General features: G+C 38.3%; 22 protein-coding genes and 1 other annotated feature. Of the genes, 20 read left to right on the top strand and 2 right to left on the bottom strand.

Features of this window, described 5'->3' with window-relative positions; all coding sequences use genetic code 11:
• The first annotated feature begins 1 nt into the window (after position 1).
• From mutM to rpmF, 18 genes are all read left to right on the top strand, one after another.
• Entirely contained in the window at positions 2-844 is an 843-nt protein-coding gene (gene mutM, locus FC56_RS06110; RefSeq protein WP_054669927.1) for a DNA-formamidopyrimidine glycosylase, read from the top strand.
• Positions 837-1,430 (top strand): dephospho-CoA kinase, encoded by a 594-nt coding sequence (gene coaE, locus FC56_RS06105; RefSeq protein WP_054669924.1) that lies wholly within the window; start codon positions 837-839, stop codon positions 1,428-1,430. The genes mutM and coaE overlap by 8 nt, the downstream gene beginning before the upstream one ends.
• Positions 1,431-1,444: 14 nt before the next feature.
• Complete coding sequence (nrdR, locus tag FC56_RS06100) at positions 1,445-1,924, top strand: transcriptional regulator NrdR (RefSeq protein WP_056978412.1); 480 nt, start codon at positions 1,445-1,447, stop codon at positions 1,922-1,924.
• The gene (locus FC56_RS06095; protein WP_056978411.1) at positions 1,917-3,263 is read left to right on the top strand and encodes a DnaD domain protein; all 1,347 of its coding nucleotides are present in this window, start codon (positions 1,917-1,919) and stop codon (positions 3,261-3,263) included. Before nrdR ends, FC56_RS06095 begins: the two co-directional genes overlap by 8 nt.
• Before the next feature lie 16 nt (positions 3,264-3,279).
• Complete coding sequence (dnaI, locus tag FC56_RS06090) at positions 3,280-4,206, top strand: primosomal protein DnaI (RefSeq protein WP_056978410.1); 927 nt, start codon at positions 3,280-3,282, stop codon at positions 4,204-4,206.
• Between the two features lie 42 nt (positions 4,207-4,248).
• Positions 4,249-4,378: a sequence feature (ribosomal protein L20 leader region), on the top strand.
• Between the two features lie 19 nt (positions 4,379-4,397).
• The gene (infC, locus tag FC56_RS06085; RefSeq protein ID WP_082620590.1) at positions 4,398-4,925 is read left to right on the top strand and encodes a translation initiation factor IF-3; all 528 of its coding nucleotides are present in this window, start codon (positions 4,398-4,400) and stop codon (positions 4,923-4,925) included.
• 31 nt (positions 4,926-4,956) lie between these two features.
• On the top strand, positions 4,957-5,151 hold the full coding sequence (rpmI, locus tag FC56_RS06080; protein WP_054669913.1) for a 50S ribosomal protein L35: 195 nt from the start codon (positions 4,957-4,959) through the stop codon (positions 5,149-5,151).
• A gap of 48 nt (positions 5,152-5,199) precedes the next feature.
• Positions 5,200-5,556: a 50S ribosomal protein L20 gene (gene rplT, locus FC56_RS06075; protein WP_056978409.1), complete on the top strand. Its 357-nt coding sequence runs from the start codon at positions 5,200-5,202 to the stop codon at positions 5,554-5,556.
• A 73-nt stretch (positions 5,557-5,629) separates the two neighbouring features.
• Entirely contained in the window at positions 5,630-6,142 is a 513-nt protein-coding gene (locus tag FC56_RS06070; protein ID WP_056978408.1) for a YqeG family HAD IIIA-type phosphatase, read from the top strand.
• A gap of 17 nt (positions 6,143-6,159) precedes the next feature.
• Complete coding sequence (gene yqeH / locus FC56_RS06065; protein WP_056978407.1) at positions 6,160-7,299, top strand: ribosome biogenesis GTPase YqeH; 1,140 nt, start codon at positions 6,160-6,162, stop codon at positions 7,297-7,299.
• Positions 7,300-7,311: 12 nt separating this feature from the next.
• A complete protein-coding gene (locus FC56_RS06060; protein ID WP_054669903.1) occupies positions 7,312-7,623 on the top strand; it encodes a YhbY family RNA-binding protein in 312 nt (103 codons plus the stop codon).
• Between the two features lie 12 nt (positions 7,624-7,635).
• Entirely contained in the window at positions 7,636-8,271 is a 636-nt protein-coding gene (locus FC56_RS06055; protein WP_056978406.1) for a nicotinate-nucleotide adenylyltransferase, read from the top strand.
• Positions 8,264-8,881: a bis(5'-nucleosyl)-tetraphosphatase (symmetrical) YqeK gene (gene yqeK, locus FC56_RS06050; RefSeq protein ID WP_056978405.1), complete on the top strand. Its 618-nt coding sequence runs from the start codon at positions 8,264-8,266 to the stop codon at positions 8,879-8,881. Before FC56_RS06055 ends, yqeK begins: the two co-directional genes overlap by 8 nt.
• A 2-nt stretch (positions 8,882-8,883) precedes the next feature.
• A complete protein-coding gene (gene rsfS, locus FC56_RS06045; RefSeq protein ID WP_054669896.1) occupies positions 8,884-9,237 on the top strand; it encodes a ribosome silencing factor in 354 nt (117 codons plus the stop codon).
• On the top strand, positions 9,237-9,977 hold the full coding sequence (locus FC56_RS06040; protein WP_054669894.1) for a class I SAM-dependent DNA methyltransferase: 741 nt from the start codon (positions 9,237-9,239) through the stop codon (positions 9,975-9,977). The genes rsfS and FC56_RS06040 overlap by 1 nt, the downstream gene beginning before the upstream one ends.
• 1 nt (position 9,978) lies before the next feature.
• Positions 9,979-11,109: a nucleotidyltransferase gene (locus FC56_RS06035; RefSeq protein ID WP_056978404.1), complete on the top strand. Its 1,131-nt coding sequence runs from the start codon at positions 9,979-9,981 to the stop codon at positions 11,107-11,109.
• Between the two features lie 78 nt (positions 11,110-11,187).
• Positions 11,188-11,742 (top strand): YceD family protein, encoded by a 555-nt coding sequence (locus FC56_RS06030; protein ID WP_054669885.1) that lies wholly within the window; start codon positions 11,188-11,190, stop codon positions 11,740-11,742.
• A 47-nt stretch (positions 11,743-11,789) separates the two neighbouring features.
• Positions 11,790-11,966, top strand: coding sequence for a 50S ribosomal protein L32 (rpmF, locus tag FC56_RS06025; protein ID WP_054669882.1), 177 nt, complete (start codon positions 11,790-11,792; stop codon positions 11,964-11,966).
• Between the two features lie 141 nt (positions 11,967-12,107).
• Here the strand turns inward: rpmF and adhP are convergent, their stop codons facing one another.
• The gene (gene adhP, locus FC56_RS06020; RefSeq protein ID WP_054669878.1) at positions 12,108-13,127 is read right to left on the bottom strand and encodes an alcohol dehydrogenase AdhP; all 1,020 of its coding nucleotides are present in this window, start codon (positions 13,125-13,127) and stop codon (positions 12,108-12,110) included.
• A gap of 240 nt (positions 13,128-13,367) precedes the next feature.
• On the opposite strand from adhP, the gene FC56_RS06015 reads away from it, so the two are divergent.
• Positions 13,368-14,060 carry a response regulator transcription factor gene (locus tag FC56_RS06015; protein ID WP_056978403.1) on the top strand — a complete coding sequence of 231 codons (693 nt, stop codon included), beginning with the start codon at positions 13,368-13,370 and terminating at the stop codon, positions 14,058-14,060.
• Positions 14,057-15,520: a HAMP domain-containing sensor histidine kinase gene (locus tag FC56_RS06010; protein ID WP_056978402.1), complete on the top strand. Its 1,464-nt coding sequence runs from the start codon at positions 14,057-14,059 to the stop codon at positions 15,518-15,520. Before FC56_RS06015 ends, FC56_RS06010 begins: the two co-directional genes overlap by 4 nt.
• 40 nt (positions 15,521-15,560) lie before the next feature.
• On the opposite strand, the gene yidC is transcribed toward FC56_RS06010, so the two are convergent.
• Positions 15,561-16,472 carry a membrane protein insertase YidC gene (gene yidC / locus FC56_RS06005; protein WP_056978401.1) on the bottom strand — a complete coding sequence of 304 codons (912 nt, stop codon included), beginning with the start codon at positions 16,470-16,472 and terminating at the stop codon, positions 15,561-15,563.
• Positions 16,473-16,559: the final 87 nt, after the last annotated feature.

The following is a 16,559-nucleotide window of genomic DNA, read 5'->3' as shown; positions in this document are numbered from 1 at the left end:
ATTGCCTGAATTACCAGAAGTAGAAACCGTTCGTCGAGGATTAACTCAATTAGTAAAAGATAGCCAAATTACTAGTGTAGATGTTTTATATCCTAAGATGATTAACGTAACGCCAGAGGATTTTAATGAGACTTTACAAGGTCAAACTATTGAACAAATTGATCGGCGAGGTAAGTATTTATTATTCAGAATTAGCAATGGCTATACAATTATTTCCCATCTTCGGATGGAAGGTAAATATGATGTGGAACCCGAAGGAGAGACTTTAGGTAAGCATACTCATATTGTTTTTCATTTAGCTGATGGGCGGGAGTTAAGATATAACGACACCCGTAAATTCGGTAGAATGAATTTAGTGAAAACCGGAACTGAATTTGAAGTTGCGGGATTACAAACTATTGGTCCTGAACCAACCGAAGAAGATTTATCATTAGACTATATGCTAGATATTTTTAAACATGGTAAACGTCAGGTAAAGCCATTCTTGCTTGATCAGAGTAACATTGCCGGTTTAGGCAATATCTATGTAGATGAAGTTTTGTGGATGAGCAAAATTCATCCTCTCCAACCAGTCAACGAAATTCCGGAAGCTCAAATTGCTGATTTAAGAGCTAATATCATTGATGAAATTCAGCGGGCAATTGCGGGCCACGGAACTACGGTGCATTCATATTCCAATGCGTACGGAGAAGCTGGAAGTTTTCAGAACTATTTACAAGTTTATGGCAGAAAAGGAGAGCCCTGTCTTCGTTGTGGTACCACTATCGAAAAGATTAAAGTAGCTCAGCGGGGAACTAGTTTTTGTCCGTACTGCCAACAATTGCACGGAGATCATAATGAGTAAAATTGTAGGATTAACTGGAGGAATCGCAACGGGAAAGTCACTAGTTAGTTCATTTTTGAACCAACAGGGAATTCCGATTGTGGATGCTGATCAAATTACTAGGCAGGTAGAAGCTAAGGATACTCTTGGCTTGGACGCAATAGTAACTGAATTTGGTGTTAGCATATTGCAAAGCGACGGTCAGTTAAATCGCCAGCTTTTAGGTCAAATAGTGTTCTCTGATGTTGAAAAACTAAGACTTTTAGTTCGAACCATTGATCCATTTATTCGAAATCAAATAACCAAGGAAATTCGGAATTTAGCTAGTCATCCTTTAATTGTATTAGATTCTCCTACCTTGTTTGAAAATGGTTATCAGCAGTTAGTAGATGAGGTGTTGATGGTTAGCTGTACTGCAAATATCCAACTACAAAGATTGATGAGTCGCAACCAGTTATCCATCACGCAAGCTAACCAGCGAATTAAGGCTCAGTGGCCAATTGAGATTAAACAACTGTTGGCTGACTACGTGATCTATAATTCCGATACTAAAGATAAAACCTATCAACAAGTTGTTGGCTGGTTAAACAAGCAGCAAGTATTTTAAAGAGGTGAAGTAAAATGCAATGCCCCCATTGTGGTAATAATGGTTCTAAGGTAGTAGATAGTCGGCCCACAGATGATGGACGTGCTATTCGTCGACGCCGTGAATGTGAACGGTGTGGGTTTCGATTCACCACGTTTGAGAGGGTTGAAGTAACCCCTTTATTAGTTATTAAGAAAAATGGTAACCGCGAAGAATTTAGTCGAGAAAAATTAACTAAGGGAATTGTAAGATCAGCAGAAAAACGGCCAGTATCAATGAATTCCATCACTAGCTTGGTTGATAAAATTGAAAACAAAATTAGAGCTGCCGGAGATAATGAAATTACTAGTCAACAAATTGGCGAGTACGTCATGGAAGAGCTGGTTAATTTGGATGAAATTTCGTATATTCGATTTGCTAGTGTTTACCGACAGTTTAAAGATATGTCCGTCTTTTATGAAGAGTTAAAAGAAATCATGGAACGGGACCGACAAAATGAAAAGGGGGATGATTGATCTGGCATCTAAAATGACTCCCAATACCCCTTTTTTAGTCGTGTCAGATGAGGTTTTTGAAAATGCAACGGAGATTTTAAATAGTTTATACGGTCCTATTGTGGGCACAAGCGCACTAGGGCTTTATTTTCAGCTTAAAAACTTAGCTGTTTTTCAAGAACAGCCCAACCAAATTCATACCCACTTTGAATTGCAAAGTTTATTAAATGTTAGTATTAATCAATTAGAAACTGATCGTAAAATGTTAGAAGCCTGCGGACTTTTAAAGACCTGGTTAGTTAATAGTAAGAATCAAGTAATGTATTTGGTGCGAAGACCTTTATCTTCCAAAGAGTTTTTTGCTACTGATCTATTAACTATTTTGTTGTTGGAAAAATTGGGAGATCAGGTTTTTCAGCAAGTTCAAAACAGAATGGTTCCCAAACAAAATATTCCAGAAGAGGCTGAAGAAGTTACGGCTTCTGTAACTGATACTTTTCCATTAATTGTGGAGCGAATGAAGCGGAACCAGGCTCAATTAACTCAAGTTAAAAACCAATTGGGAGATTTTCAGGTAGGCCCACAAAATACCAACCAAGAGCGCCCCTTGGACGAAAAATTATTACTAAGTATCTTAGAAAATAGTTTTGTTGAGTTGGATAGTGTAAAGTTGGCTATGGAAGTTATTCAAACCGAAAGTGCATTGTATGGTATTGATGAAGTACAAATGGGAAAATATGTACTAAAGGCGGTCAATTTACAAACTAATCGGTTAGATGTTAAGAAATTAAAAACGGTAATTTCTAATGATTTCAGGGCACCTGAGAAAAGGGATTTGCAAAACACTAGTGTTGAAGAGACCGTTAAAACTGATACTGGAAGTAATTTGACGTCACAACAGATACAAATTACTAAATTTGCTGGGCAAATGGCTCCCCTCCAATTTTTGCAACAAATTAAAAAGCAAAAACATGGATTTGTTACGGCAGGAGAAGAACGATTGGTGCGAGATTTAATTGGTCGGCATATTTTGAGTAATTCGGTAATTAATATCCTGATTTACCATTTATTGGTTGATGAACAGCATGCTACGTTAAATAAGAGCCTATCTGAAACAATTGCTAACGACTGGAGTCAGCAAAAAATTGTAACGGCAGAACAGGCTATTATTAAACTTCAAGAAAGAAAACAAAAGTCAACCACTAAAACTGCCCGTTCTCGTAACGGCAACGGTCGTAAAAATATCAAAGAAACATTGCCGGAGTGGGCTAAAACGACTACTCCTGCTAAAAACGCAACCAAATTAACTCCTGAACAGGAAAAGAAGTTACAGGAACGACTTAATAAATTAAAAAAATGAAAGCTGGTGAACGGTCGTGAAGAAACTAGGAGACGAAATTAAGGCCATGATGGGCCAACAAACTAACTTTAACGCTAAGTTTGCCGAGATCATGAAACGGGTAATGGCAGATGAGGACGTGAATGCGTTTTTGACTCAAAATCAAGATCAATTGGCTGATGGAGCTGTTTCTCGAGGAGCTGCTAAACTATACGAATTTTATAATGATAAGCAACAGGTAGCCAAGGGAGAAAAAACATTTGCTCCTGGGTATTTCCCTCGGCTAGTGGTTAATGATCACCTAATCGATATCTCTTACACGGCTTCACCCGAAGTAGTTGCGAAAAAGCAGCAAAAAGCGTTGCAACAAAGAATCGTAACAATCATGATGCCTAAAGATATTCGACAAGCCAGATTGAGCAAGTTTGATCACGATGCTGAGCGGTTTAACGCTTTAGATGCTGCCTTAAATTTTGTGGATCAGGTACAAGAACCCGGATTCGAACCAGGAATTTATCTATCCGGTCCGTTTGGGGTTGGCAAAACATATTTACTAGGAGCGCTTGCTAATGAGCTAGCTGAGAAGGGGATTAAAACCACTTTAGTTCATTTTCCCAGCTTTGCGGTGGAAATGAAGTCTGCGATTGGTAATAATACTGTAGCAGAACAGGTTGATCGAATTAAAAAAGCGCCGATTTTGATGCTGGATGATATTGGTGCCGACTCTATGTCTTCATGGATTAGAGATGACGTATTGGGTGTGATTTTAGAATATCGGATGCAGCAACAACTGCCGACGTTTTTTAGTTCTAATTTTACAATGGACCAGTTGGCTAATGAACATCTGCGAGTCAATCAACGCGGTGATGATGAACCCTTAAAAGCGCAACGATTGATGCAGCGAATTCGCTTTTTAGCTCGTGAAGTACCCATGGAAGGTTATAACCGGCGGCAACAAAACTAATTATTGACACTTATCGTCAGTGATGGTATGATTATGAAGTTGAAATGAAAGCAGAAGCAACCCGCTTCTCGCCTTAGTGATTCTAATCACTGGGCTTGATATCGAATTCGATTAACAATTGTGTTAATCGCTATATCAGAGCGGGCGCTTGCGTCCGCTCTTTCTGCTTTTTGTTTAAAATTTGGAGGTGAATTACCATAGCAAAGGATATGATGGTTAACGACGGAATTAGAGCTCGTGAAGTTCGTCTGATCGGTGCCGATGGGGATCAATTGGGTGTTAAAAGTCGTGACGAAGCACTTAAACTTGCTGATGATGCTGATTTGGATCTTGTATTGGTCGCTCCGAAGGCCAAACCACCAGTTGCTAAGATTTTGGACTACGGAAAGTACCGATTTGAACAACAAAAGAAAGATCGTGAATCCCGTAAAAAGCAAAAGATTGTAAATGTCAAGGAAGTTCGTTTGAGTCCAGTAATTGATGTCAATGACTTCAATACTAAACTAAAAAACGCACGTAAATTCTTGGCTAAAGGCGAAAAAGTTCGAGTTTCTATCCGGTTCAAGGGCCGGGCAATTACTCACAAGGACATTGGTAGAAAAGTTCTTGACCGAATGGCCGAAGAAACTGCTGATGTTGCTAGTGTTGAACAAAAGCCTAAAATGGATGGACGTAGCATGTTCTTAATGCTCGCCCCTAAAGAAAGCGACAAGAAATAAAAGCGAATTATTTTAAGGAGGATTTAGATCAATGCCTAAACAAAAATCAAACCGTGCCGCTGCAAAGCGTTTCAAGAAAACTGCTAATGGTGGTCTAAAGAGTGCCAATGCATACACTAGCCACCGTTTCCACGGTAAGACTAAGAAGCAACGTCGCCAATTACGTGGTACTAGCATGATGGATGCAACTAACGTAAAGCGTTACATTAAGATGCTTTCTAAATAATAACCGAATAACTTATCTAATTTTTGATTTACACAGGAGGAATTTATTATGCCACGAGTTAAAGGTGGAACAGTTACACACGCACGTCGGAAACGAGTTTTAAAACTTGCTAAAGGTTACCGTGGTGCAAAGCACAGCCTATTCAAGACCGCTAAAGATCAAGTAATGAAATCGGAAACTTATGCTTTCCGTGATCGTCGCGCTAACAAAGGTAATTTCCGTAAATTATGGATTGCCCGGATCAATGCTGCTGCTCGGATGAACGATCTTAGCTACAGCCAATTCATGCACGGTTTGAAATTAGCTAACATTGATATGAACCGTAAAATGTTGGCTGATTTAGCAGTTAACGATGCTGATGCATTTAAAGCATTAACTGACGAAGCAAAAAAAGCCCTTAAATAATCATTGAAAACTTTCACCGCTTTTTTGAGGGTGGAAGTTTTTTTGATAAGGGGCAGTAAGTTAGGGGTTTATTATGTTAGAACAATTTAAACCAACGTGGATGTTTGAATCCATTTTTGAAGTTACTCCAGCATTTTTAAAACAAAATCAACTTACTACTATTTTTACGGATCTAGATAATACTTTAATGCCGTGGGATAAGTCCTTAGGAGATCCCCGGCTAAGACCCTGGTTAAAACAAATGAAAGATAGCGGAATTAGTGTTATTGTAGTTTCTAATAATAGTAAAAAACGAATTGCCAAAGCAATTGAACCTTTAGGATTGAAATTTGTGTCCAGGGCATTAAAACCAACAGGGATTGGAATTAATCGCGCGATTAAAAAGTGGCATTTAAATCGTTCTGAGGTAGTGATGATTGGTGATCAGGTATTGACCGACGTACGGGCAGCCAATCGGTGTGGAATTGACTGTATCTTAGTTAAACCGTTAGTTCCTAACGATGCTTGGAATACCACGATTAACCGTAATCTTGAACGAATTGTTTGGAAAAAAGTTCAAGCTAAGTATCCCGAAATGCATTGGTAATTTAAAAGGAGAAATGAATGACTGAAACAAATGATGTCGTATTTGAAGGCCAAGTAGTTCACTGTATTGGTTGTGGAGCTAAGGTGCAAACAGAAGATAAAGATCAGCTGGGTTACACTCCTCAATCAGCTTTAGATAAAGGATTAGCTAATGGAGAGGTGTATTGCCAACGTTGCTTTAGACTTCGGCATTATAATGAAATTACTCCGGTTAGTTTGACCGATGATGATTTTTTGAAATTGCTAAGCCAAATTCGAGATACCAATTCTTTAATCGTCTATGTGGTTGATATCTTTGATGTTAATGGTAGTCTAATTCCTGGTTTGCATAGATTTGTTGGTAATAATGATGTCTTATTAGTTGGAAATAAACTCGATATTTTACCAAATTCAATTAAGACTAGCAAAGTAAAAGATTGGCTCCGCCAACGAGCTAACGCAGCCGGTATTCGGCCAGCAGACGTAGCATTGGTTTCTGCTAAGAGTAATCAGAACGTTGATCAATTATTAGGTCAGATCGATAAGTTACGAGATGGTAAAGATGTATATGTGGTAGGGGTAACTAACGTTGGTAAATCTACCTTAATTAATCAAATTATTAAGCAGGCTACCGGAATTAAAGAATTAATTACCACTTCTAGATTCCCGGGAACTACGTTAGACCAAATCAATATCCCGTTAGATGATGGGCAAAAAATTGTAGATACTCCTGGGATTATTCAACCTGAACAAGTGGCTCACTTGTTAAGTGGAAAAGAATTAAAATTAGTTACTCCCAATAAAACAATTAAGCCACGAGTTTATCAATTAAACCCGGCTCAAACGCTTTTTTTGGGCGGAGTAGCTCGATTTGATTATGTGGCTGGTGATGCGAAGCATGGTTTTACGTTATATGTAGAAAATAATTTATTCGTTCATAGAACTAAGTTAGAAAATGCTACTAATTTTTATGAAAAACACGTTGGTGAAATGTTGACCCCACCAACTGCTGAAAATGTAGCTGATTTTCCTAAGTTAGTACGCCACGAATTTAAGACAGATAAAAAAAGTGACATTGTTTTAGAAGGTTTGGGTTGGATTACAGTTCCAGCCGGGGTAACAGTTGCCGGATATGCTCCTGAGGGAGTGGCCGTATTAATTAGACCAGCAATGATTTAAAGAGGAGTTTATATGGAACTTAGAGGAAAACAAAAACGTTATTTACGCGCATTAGCTAATGGTTATCGGCCAGTCTTTTCAATTGGTAAAAATGGTTTATCACCAGTTTGGTTGCAAGAAGTTACTGGAGCGTTAAATAAACGAGAGTTAATGAAAGTCAACGTACTACAAAATGCCGATGTAACTACATCAGATGTTAAAAATTATGTTGAAAAAAATAGTAATATCACCGTGGTTCAAACCATTGGTCGAGTACTATTGCTATTTATGCCATCCGAAGATGATGAAAATCAAAATATTTCTAAAGACGTATTCAAAATGTAGGAGATCGATCAAATGGCAAATGCACAACGGCAAGCAACGACCGTCATAGAGACACAACCCATTAGGCAAAAAAATGAAAACTCACGCAAAATCGGTATTTTAGGTGGCACCTTTAATCCAATTCACTTGGGTCATTTAATTATTGCTGACCAAGTATTAAATCAATTGGGTTTGGAACAGATTCGGTTTATGCCAGATGCTACGCCGCCTCACGTTGATAAAAAAATAGCTATTCCAGCTGCGGATCGAGTAGCAATGATTAATAGAGCAATTGCTGATAATCCTCGATTTTGTATTGAAATGAGTGAAGTGATTCGCGGAGGGGTTAGTTATACAGTCGATACCATGAGAGCACTTCATCAGGCTCATCCGGAGACGGAATATTACTTCATCATTGGTGGAGACATGGTTGAATATCTTCCTAAATGGTACCAAATTGATGAGTTAGTTAATTTGGTCCACTTTGTAGGAATAAAACGTCATGGATACGAACAAACTTCGCCATATCCCATCATTTGGGTTGATGTGCCGTTTATTGATATTTCTTCGACGTTAATTAGAAGTAAGGTTAAACAACACCAATCAATTAATTACATGGTGCCAAAGGCGGTAGAACAATATATAAAGGAGCATCAGTTGTATGAATAAGTCAGAATCAGAAATTAGCTATACTGGTAAGTACACGCCACTTAGTAGAACAGAGTTAGTTAAAAAGCTACAAGAAGCGCTAACTCCCAGTAGATTCAACCATGTTTTGCGAGTAGAGCAGACCGCTATTCAATTAGCTCAAAAGTACGGAGAATCTGTTGAAAAAGCTAGTATCGCTGGTTTGGTTCATGACTACGCTAAGCAACGACCAGATGCTGATTTTATTAGGGCTATTAAGCAGTATCGCTTAGATGATAACTTATTGAATTACGGTAATGCCATTTGGCACGGAGTAGTTGGCTGGTTGTTTGTCGCTAAGGAACTACAAATTGAAAATATTGATATTTTAAAAGCGGTGGAGTACCATACGGTTGGTCATCAATATATGAGCAAATTAGCTCAAATTGTCTATATGGCGGACTATATCGAACCCGGTAGAGACTTCCCAGGGGTTAGCAAGGCTCGGGAAGCTACGGAAATCTCTTTAGCAGCGGGGGTTAGCTGCCAGACTCAACAAACCCTTTCATATTTAATTGAAAACAAACTTCCGGTCTATCCTCAAACAATTATCACGTATAATGCTTGGGTACCGGTACAAACTAAGGAGTAACAATGGATAGTAAAAAAATAGCAGAATTAGCAGTGAAAGCTGCTGATAGCAAACGCGGTGAAGATATTGTCGTGTTAGATATGCAACAAAGCTTAATGGCCGATTATTTTGTCATTGTGGATGCTAATTCCAACAGACAAGTTAAAGCCATTGCGGAAGACATTATTGACCAAATGGAAGAAAACGACGTCAAAATTTATCAAGTTAGTGGTAAAACTAAAGCTGAATGGATTCTAGTGGATTTAGGTGACGTAATTGTCCATGTCTTCCAAAAAGAAACTCGTGAATTTTATAATTTAGAAAAACTTTGGTCTGATGCGCCAATGCTTAATGTAACGGACTGGATTACGGAATAATGATTTATCAAGAATTTGCTCAATTTTATGACGACCTGTTTGATCCGGAAATGTACGATAAGTGGGCAGCATATACTACTAAGCGAGTGAATACCGATGAATCTATTTTGGATTTAGCCTGCGGGACTGGTAGATTAGCAGTTATATTGCAATCTAATGGTTATCAAGTCACTGGTGGCGACTTATCTGATGATATGTTGGCATTGGCCAGTGAGCATTTAATTAATGCTGGTTTAACGCCTAACTTGGTGCAGGTGGATATGAGAGATCTGTCAGACCTGCCAGTTTTTGACGTAGTAACCTGTTTTGATGATTCACTGTGTTATTTGGTTGATCAAGCAGATTTACTTAAAGCATTTCAGCAAATCAATCAGCATATTAAACCTGGTGGTAAATTTTTGTTTGATGTGATCACTCCATATCAAACTGATGAGGTTTACCCAGGCTATATGTATAACTATCAAGATGATGATCGTGCATTCATGTGGACCAGCTATCAAGGAGAGTTTGCCCCGCATTCTGTTGAACATGAACTAAGCTTTTTTCAGTTTAATGAGCAACAAAATAACTATGAACGCTATGAAGAGCTTCATCAGGAAAGAACTTACGAAGTTAAGGATTATCAACAAATGTTGCAAGCTGCTGGTTTTGATACTGTTACTGTGACTACTGATTTTGGTAAGCATGGTTACAAGGCAAAAGTTAAGCGCTGGTTCTTTGAATGTATCAAGGAGGGGTAGCATGAAAGCGGTAGCGATTATCGCTGAATATAACCCATTTCATAATGGTCATCTGTATCAATTAAAGGCAGCCAAGGAGAAAACAGGAGCTGATGTAGTGATCGCTTTATTAAGTGGTAACTGGGTTCAACGAGGAGAGCCGGCTGCATTTGACAAGTGGCAAAGAACTCAACTGGCCTTAGCCGGTGGGGTTGACCTCGTAGTAGAATTACCATTTAATTATGCGGTTCAACCAGCTCATTTGTTTGCTGAAGGTGGCGTTAAATTAGCAGAGGCTCTCCATGCTACTTGGCTATCATTTGGGGCTGAGACTCCAGATTTAGACTATCAAAAGTTGATTGCTAATCAGCCTGATAAAAACCAATTTAAGCAATTTGATCAAACGTTTGCGACGCAGTATAGCGATTATTTAACCAAAACCACCGGAATTACAGTTAATCGATCTAATGATATTTTGTTTTTTAGTTACGCTAATGCTAAGGCACAGCAAGGAGCTAATATTGAACTAGTACCTATTCAGCGAGTGGGAAGTGACCACCAGGATACTAATTTAACTACGGGCGCTATTAGCAGTGCTTCAGCTATTAGAACAGCAATCCAGACTTTAAATAAGTCGGAATTAAAAAAGCAATTACCAATGGCTACTTATCAGTTAATTGATGATGTTCAGATGGTTACCTGGAAAGATTTCTGGCCGTTGTTACGATATGAACTAGTAGCTACTCCCATTGCGGAATTAAAGCGTATTTACCAAATGACTGAAGGAATTGAGTATCGATTAAAACAGGTAGCTAATCAGGCTACTAGTTTTGAAGAGTTTCTTCGAGGAGTGAAGACGAAGCGGTATACTTATACCCGGATCCAACGTTTATGCGTTTACGTACTAATGCATGTTTATGATTCAGAAATGAAGATTCCTAGCGATTACTTACGTATTTTGGGATTTAATGCTGTTGGTCAAGCATATTTAAATCAAGAAAAGAAGAAATTGGAGTTACCATTAATTACCAAAGTAACAGATGATTTGAGTAAGCAGGAACTAGCATTAGATTACCGGGCAGGGATGTTAAGGCAATTAGTAACTAATCAGCAACAGGATTTTTATCACCACCCGCTTATTAAATTAAGTTAGTTATGCTATCAAGGAATTCACCTTGACAAGCTTTTAAGTAGTCAGTATAATGAGACATGTTGCATTGGAGGACTAGAAGTGAAATTATATTTTAACGAACTTAAAGATTACTCTAGCAATCGGCCGCTTGAGATTAATGAAACTATTGATGTTAAGCAGCAGTTATTACAACGTTTCCCAGACCAAGTTTTGAATGCATCTGAGTTTAAAATTTCTGGAGTAGCGTTTACTGATAAAGGTGATGTAGTGACTTCACTACATGTAGAAGGTACTTTAACGGTTCCTTCCACTCGTTCTTTAAAGCCAGTAGACTTACCAGTTGATTTTCAGATGGATGAAATTTACGTCAACAGCAAGGCAGCGGAACAACGATACGATGATGAAGAAGCGGTATTCATGGTTAATGAAGATGGAAAAATCGACATTGATAACGCCGTGACCGAAAACATTGTGTTACAAATTCCAATGATCGTTTTATCTTCTGACGAAATTGCCGGCAATGAAGAAATGCCGAAGGGAAACGATTGGGAAGTTTTGAGTTCTGAGGAATTTCAAAAACGCCAAGAAGATACTAAAAAAGTTGATCCACGTCTAGCTAAATTATCTCAATTCTTTGATGATAGTGAAGATTAGACATAAAATTTCACTAGTGGATATTTTATTAAAAGGAGGGGTTTGAATTGGCTACACCAGCACGTCGAACTTCAAAGACTAAGAAGCGTTTACGTCGGACCCATATCAAGTTAGATACTCCTAACTTGAGCGCATGCCCAAACTGTGGCGAACTTCGTGCATCACACAAAGTTTGTCCTAGTTGTGGTTACTACGATGGCCGTCAGGTTATGAACGTTAAATAATAAACAACCCTTGCTTAGAACACCATGGATTCTAACGAGGGTTTTTATTTTGCCATTTAATAGTTTCAAATAAAAAGAGGTAAATAATGTCTTAAAGACATTATTTACCTCTTTTGTGTAAGAAAGATTTCAAATTAATTATTATTCTTGGGTAAAGTCAATAACCATTCGACCAACAATTTGGTTGTTCTTCATCTCATCAATGATATCATTGATTTCTTCTAACCGACGAGTTTGAACAATTGGTTTTACCTTACGTTCGGCACCGAATTGGAAAGTTTCTGCTAGGTCTTGGCGAGTTCCTACCAATGAACCAGCAACTTGAATGCCATCTAATACGGTTTTATCAATATTAAGGGCCATATCACCCTTAGGAAGGGCAACTGCGACTAATTTACCATCTGGACGTAAAGCGTTCACAGAGGTGGTAAAAGCGTCAGTATTAACTGCAGTAATTTGAGAGTTGTGGACACCGCCAACTTTAGCTTGGATTTGTTCAGCAACATCTGGATCATGACGGTTAATAGTAATATCAGCACCATTTTCTTTAGCAGCAGCTAATTTAGCATCGTTACCATCGACAGCAACTACGTGAGCACCAAAAACATTGTGAGCCAATTGAACTGCAAGGTTACCTAATCCACCAGCACCAACAACTTCAACCCATTGACCTGGACGAGTTTCACCAACTTTTAAGGCTTTGTACATAGTAACTCCGGCACAGGTAAGGGAAGTAGCTTCTACAGGATCTAATTCTTCTGGTACTTTAACAGCGTAGTTAGCATCAACAATGACTTCTTCGGCCATGGCACCATCAACGGTGAAACCAGCATTTTCTACGTTCCGGCAAAGAGTTTCACGACCGGTATTACAATATTCACAGTGGCCGCAACCTTTGAAGAACCAGGCGATAGAAACACGATCACCTAATTTTAAGTTAGTAACGTCATCGGCAACTTCAATTACCCGACCAACGCCTTCGTGACCAATAATTCTACCAGGAACTTTACCAAAATCACCGGCAGCAACGTGCAAATCAGTGTGACATAATCCACAATATTCAACTTTAACTAGTGCTTCACCAGCTTTGATGGGACGGAGTTCAACATCCTTAATATCAACGTAACCATCAACAGAATCTCTTACAACTGCAGCTTTCATATCCAAAAAACCTCTCTTTATCTCAACTTTGGAACGCTATTATTAAAACATAAATAAAATGGTGATTCAAGTGAAATTATGAACAATAATTTTTATTTAACTTCTTTTTATAGTTTAGTAAAGAATGATTTTCCTTTAGTTAAGCAAACATGAACGTCTGAAAACCTAAAAATAGTATGTTAAAATTATAGAGAACTTACATCCAACTAAATAAAGAGTTGAAATAGGGAGTAACACTACATGAGTCGAATTTTAATTATTGAAGATGAAAAAAACCTAGCCCGATTTGTGGAGCTAGAATTAAAACATGAAGGCTACGATATTCAAGTAGCATTGGATGGGAGATCTGGTCTTCAAACGGCACTAGATGAGACATTTGACGTCATTTTACTAGACTTAATGCTACCAGAGTTAAATGGTCTAGAAGTAGCTAGACGCCTGCGAGAAAAAAAGAATACCCCCATTATAATGATGACCGCCCGTGATTCAGTAATCGATCGCGTATCTGGATTTGATCATGGTGCCGATGATTATATCGTAAAGCCATTTGCAATTGAAGAACTACTTGCTAGAATTAGAGCTTTACTGCGCCGAATTGAGATTGAAAAGCAGCAACCGGTGGTTAACGAACAACAAGATAAAATACAATTTAAAGATCTAACCATCGAAAAGAACGGCCGAATTGTTAGAAGGGACAATGAGGTAATTAACCTGACTAAACGAGAATATGAATTACTCTTAATTTTGATGGAAAATATCGATACGGTATTATCTCGCGATTTACTATTAACTAAAGTGTGGGGGCATGATACAGATAGTGAAACTAACGTGGTTGACGTTTACATCCGGTACCTAAGAAATAAAATTGATAAGGCAGATCAGCCCAGTCATATTCAAACGGTACGGGGGACAGGATACGTGATGCGTTCATGAAATCATTTTGGAAACGAATTATTAATCATGAAGCCTCGTTAAAACAAAAGTGGGCTTTGGCTACTGGGATTGGGGTATTAGTAATTGTTTCATTATTTACGGTGTTACTATTTTACCGATTTTCGGGAGTCTTGCTACAGCAGGAACGTACCCAAGTGGCTAATACCTTAACGGCAGTAACCACTCGAATTAATACTAATAAGCAGTTGACCAGTGACTCCGTTGAGGGAGCCTTAGCATTTCAGGATCGCCAGCCTAAGCAACAAAGAAATTGGTATTCCGATTCATTAGCTACCAATTTGGTCAGACACGATGTTACCGTTGAGATTTACAATGTACATGCCAAACGCCTCTTTAGTTCTCGCCAAACTAAAACGGTAAAGTTTACTCCCGTAAAACAGCAAAAGGTAACCACCGTTAAAAGTGGTAATCAGTCAATTTTGGTGGGCCGCCAACCTTTAATTAACCAAACGGGGAAAATAGTTGGTTACGTTCAAGTCATTGATAGGTTGGACAGTTACCACAATACAGTTAGACAGGTAGCTTCCTTAACCGCTGTTTTGATTGTGTTAGCCGTTTTGATCGCAGCTTTATTTGGTTATATCCTAACTGCATGGTTATTAAGACCCATTAACGAAATCAGAAATACCATGAATGAAATCAAAAAGACTCCTGATGCAGATATCCGGGTACCTAGTATTCAATCTCATGATGAGTTGGCCGCCTTAGGAAATTTATTCAATGATATGTTGGATCAAATGCAGCGTTATATTGACCAGCAGCAACAATTTGTTGAAGATGTCTCACATGAACTGCGTACCCCAGTGGCAGTGATTCAAGGTCACATGGAAATGTTGCTACGGTGGGGAAAAGATGATCCAGAAATTTTAACGGAATCCCTAACAGCTTCGTTGCAAGAAACTAAACGTATGCAAAGCTTAGTGGCTGAAATGTTAGATCTATCTAGAGCTGAGCAAATAGAAGTCAATTACGGTGAAGAGGTAACTGATGTTTCTGAACTGGTCAACCAAGTTTATAATGATTTTAAAATGATTCATCCGGATTTTGTAATTACTTTAGATAATGATGTGAACAGGGATTTATTTGTTAAAATCTATCGTAATCATCTTGAGCAAGTCCTAATTATTCTGTTGGATAATGCGGTTAAATATTCTGAAACTAGAAAAGAAATTCATGTTTCGTTATCCAAGACACAAACAATGGTTAATATAGCTGTCCAAGATTTTGGTGAAGGAATTGCGGCTGATGACTTGCAGAAAGTGTTCGATCGTTTTTATCGGGTAGATAAGGCTCGTAGTCGTAATAAAGGTGGTAATGGTCTAGGGCTTTCTATTGCTGCTAGATTAATTGATGCTTACCACGGTAAAATTTCGATTGAAAGTTCACCTGGTTATGGTTCCATTTTCCAAATTGAGTTACCAATTGATCAGCAATCATAAAAAATAGCTTGAATCGTTAATTAACGATTCAAGCTATTTTTTATTTATTACGGTGCTGTTTACCGGCATTGCGATTACGATTATTTTTTTTAGGAGAAGTAGGAAGACTATGATCTTCTTGTTCTTCACTTACGGGAGTAGGAATGTCATCAACTACTACCTGCTTGATTTCTCCCATTTCCTTTTCAACATCGCGTCTAATTTTAGGACGATATAAATCAATAATTAGGGTTTGAACGCAGGCGAACAAACCACCAATGAAGAAGTAGAGGCCTAAACCAGCAGGTGCTGACAGGGTAAAGAATAAAATCATGATTGGTGACAATAGCATCATGGAAGCCATTTGCTTCTTTTGAGAGGCAGGAGTACCTAACATGGAAAGGTATCCTTGTAATAGGTAGGCCAAAAATGACAACACTGCTAGTACCCAGCTGGTCTCACCTAAGCGAATACCCATGAAAACCGTATGGGATAATTCTGGTGAGTAACGAATTGCGGCATATAAAGCAGCAAAGATTGGCATTTGAATTAATAATGGTAAACAACCAATTCCACCGGTCATGGAAATGCCGTTATCTCTGTAGAGTTTCATCATTTGTTGACTAGCAGCAGCTTGCTCTTCTTGGGTCTTAGCCTCCTTTTGTCGCTTAGTAATGATGTCCATTTGAGGTCTAACTAACTGCATTTTTTCTTGTTGAATGGTGGACTTTTTCATTTGACTAACCATCATGGGTAGTAAAACCATTCTGACAATCACCGTTAAAACGATAATTGCCCAACCATAACTACCGACGTATTGGGTTAGCCATTCCATTACGTGTTGAGCTGGTTTAGCTAAATAATCATATACAAAACCGTAAGGGTGGCCGTTTTTAGTCCGAACACAGCCACTTAGTACTAATGCGAGGCCCCCAAGTAACGATAAGGTTGCACCTCGTTTGAATTTTTTCATCTAATCTGCCTTTCTTTATCCGATATATAGTAAACAAAAATATCTTACTTTAAATTTAGCTTTATTTCAATTTAAACTAAGAACTTA

The organism is Lentilactobacillus senioris DSM 24302 = JCM 17472 (assembly GCF_001436555.1).
Taxonomy (GTDB): Bacteria; Bacillota; Bacilli; order Lactobacillales; family Lactobacillaceae; genus Lentilactobacillus; species Lentilactobacillus senioris.
The sequence above is the reverse complement of the archived record's forward strand: the minus strand, read 5'-3'. Positions and strand labels throughout refer to the sequence as shown.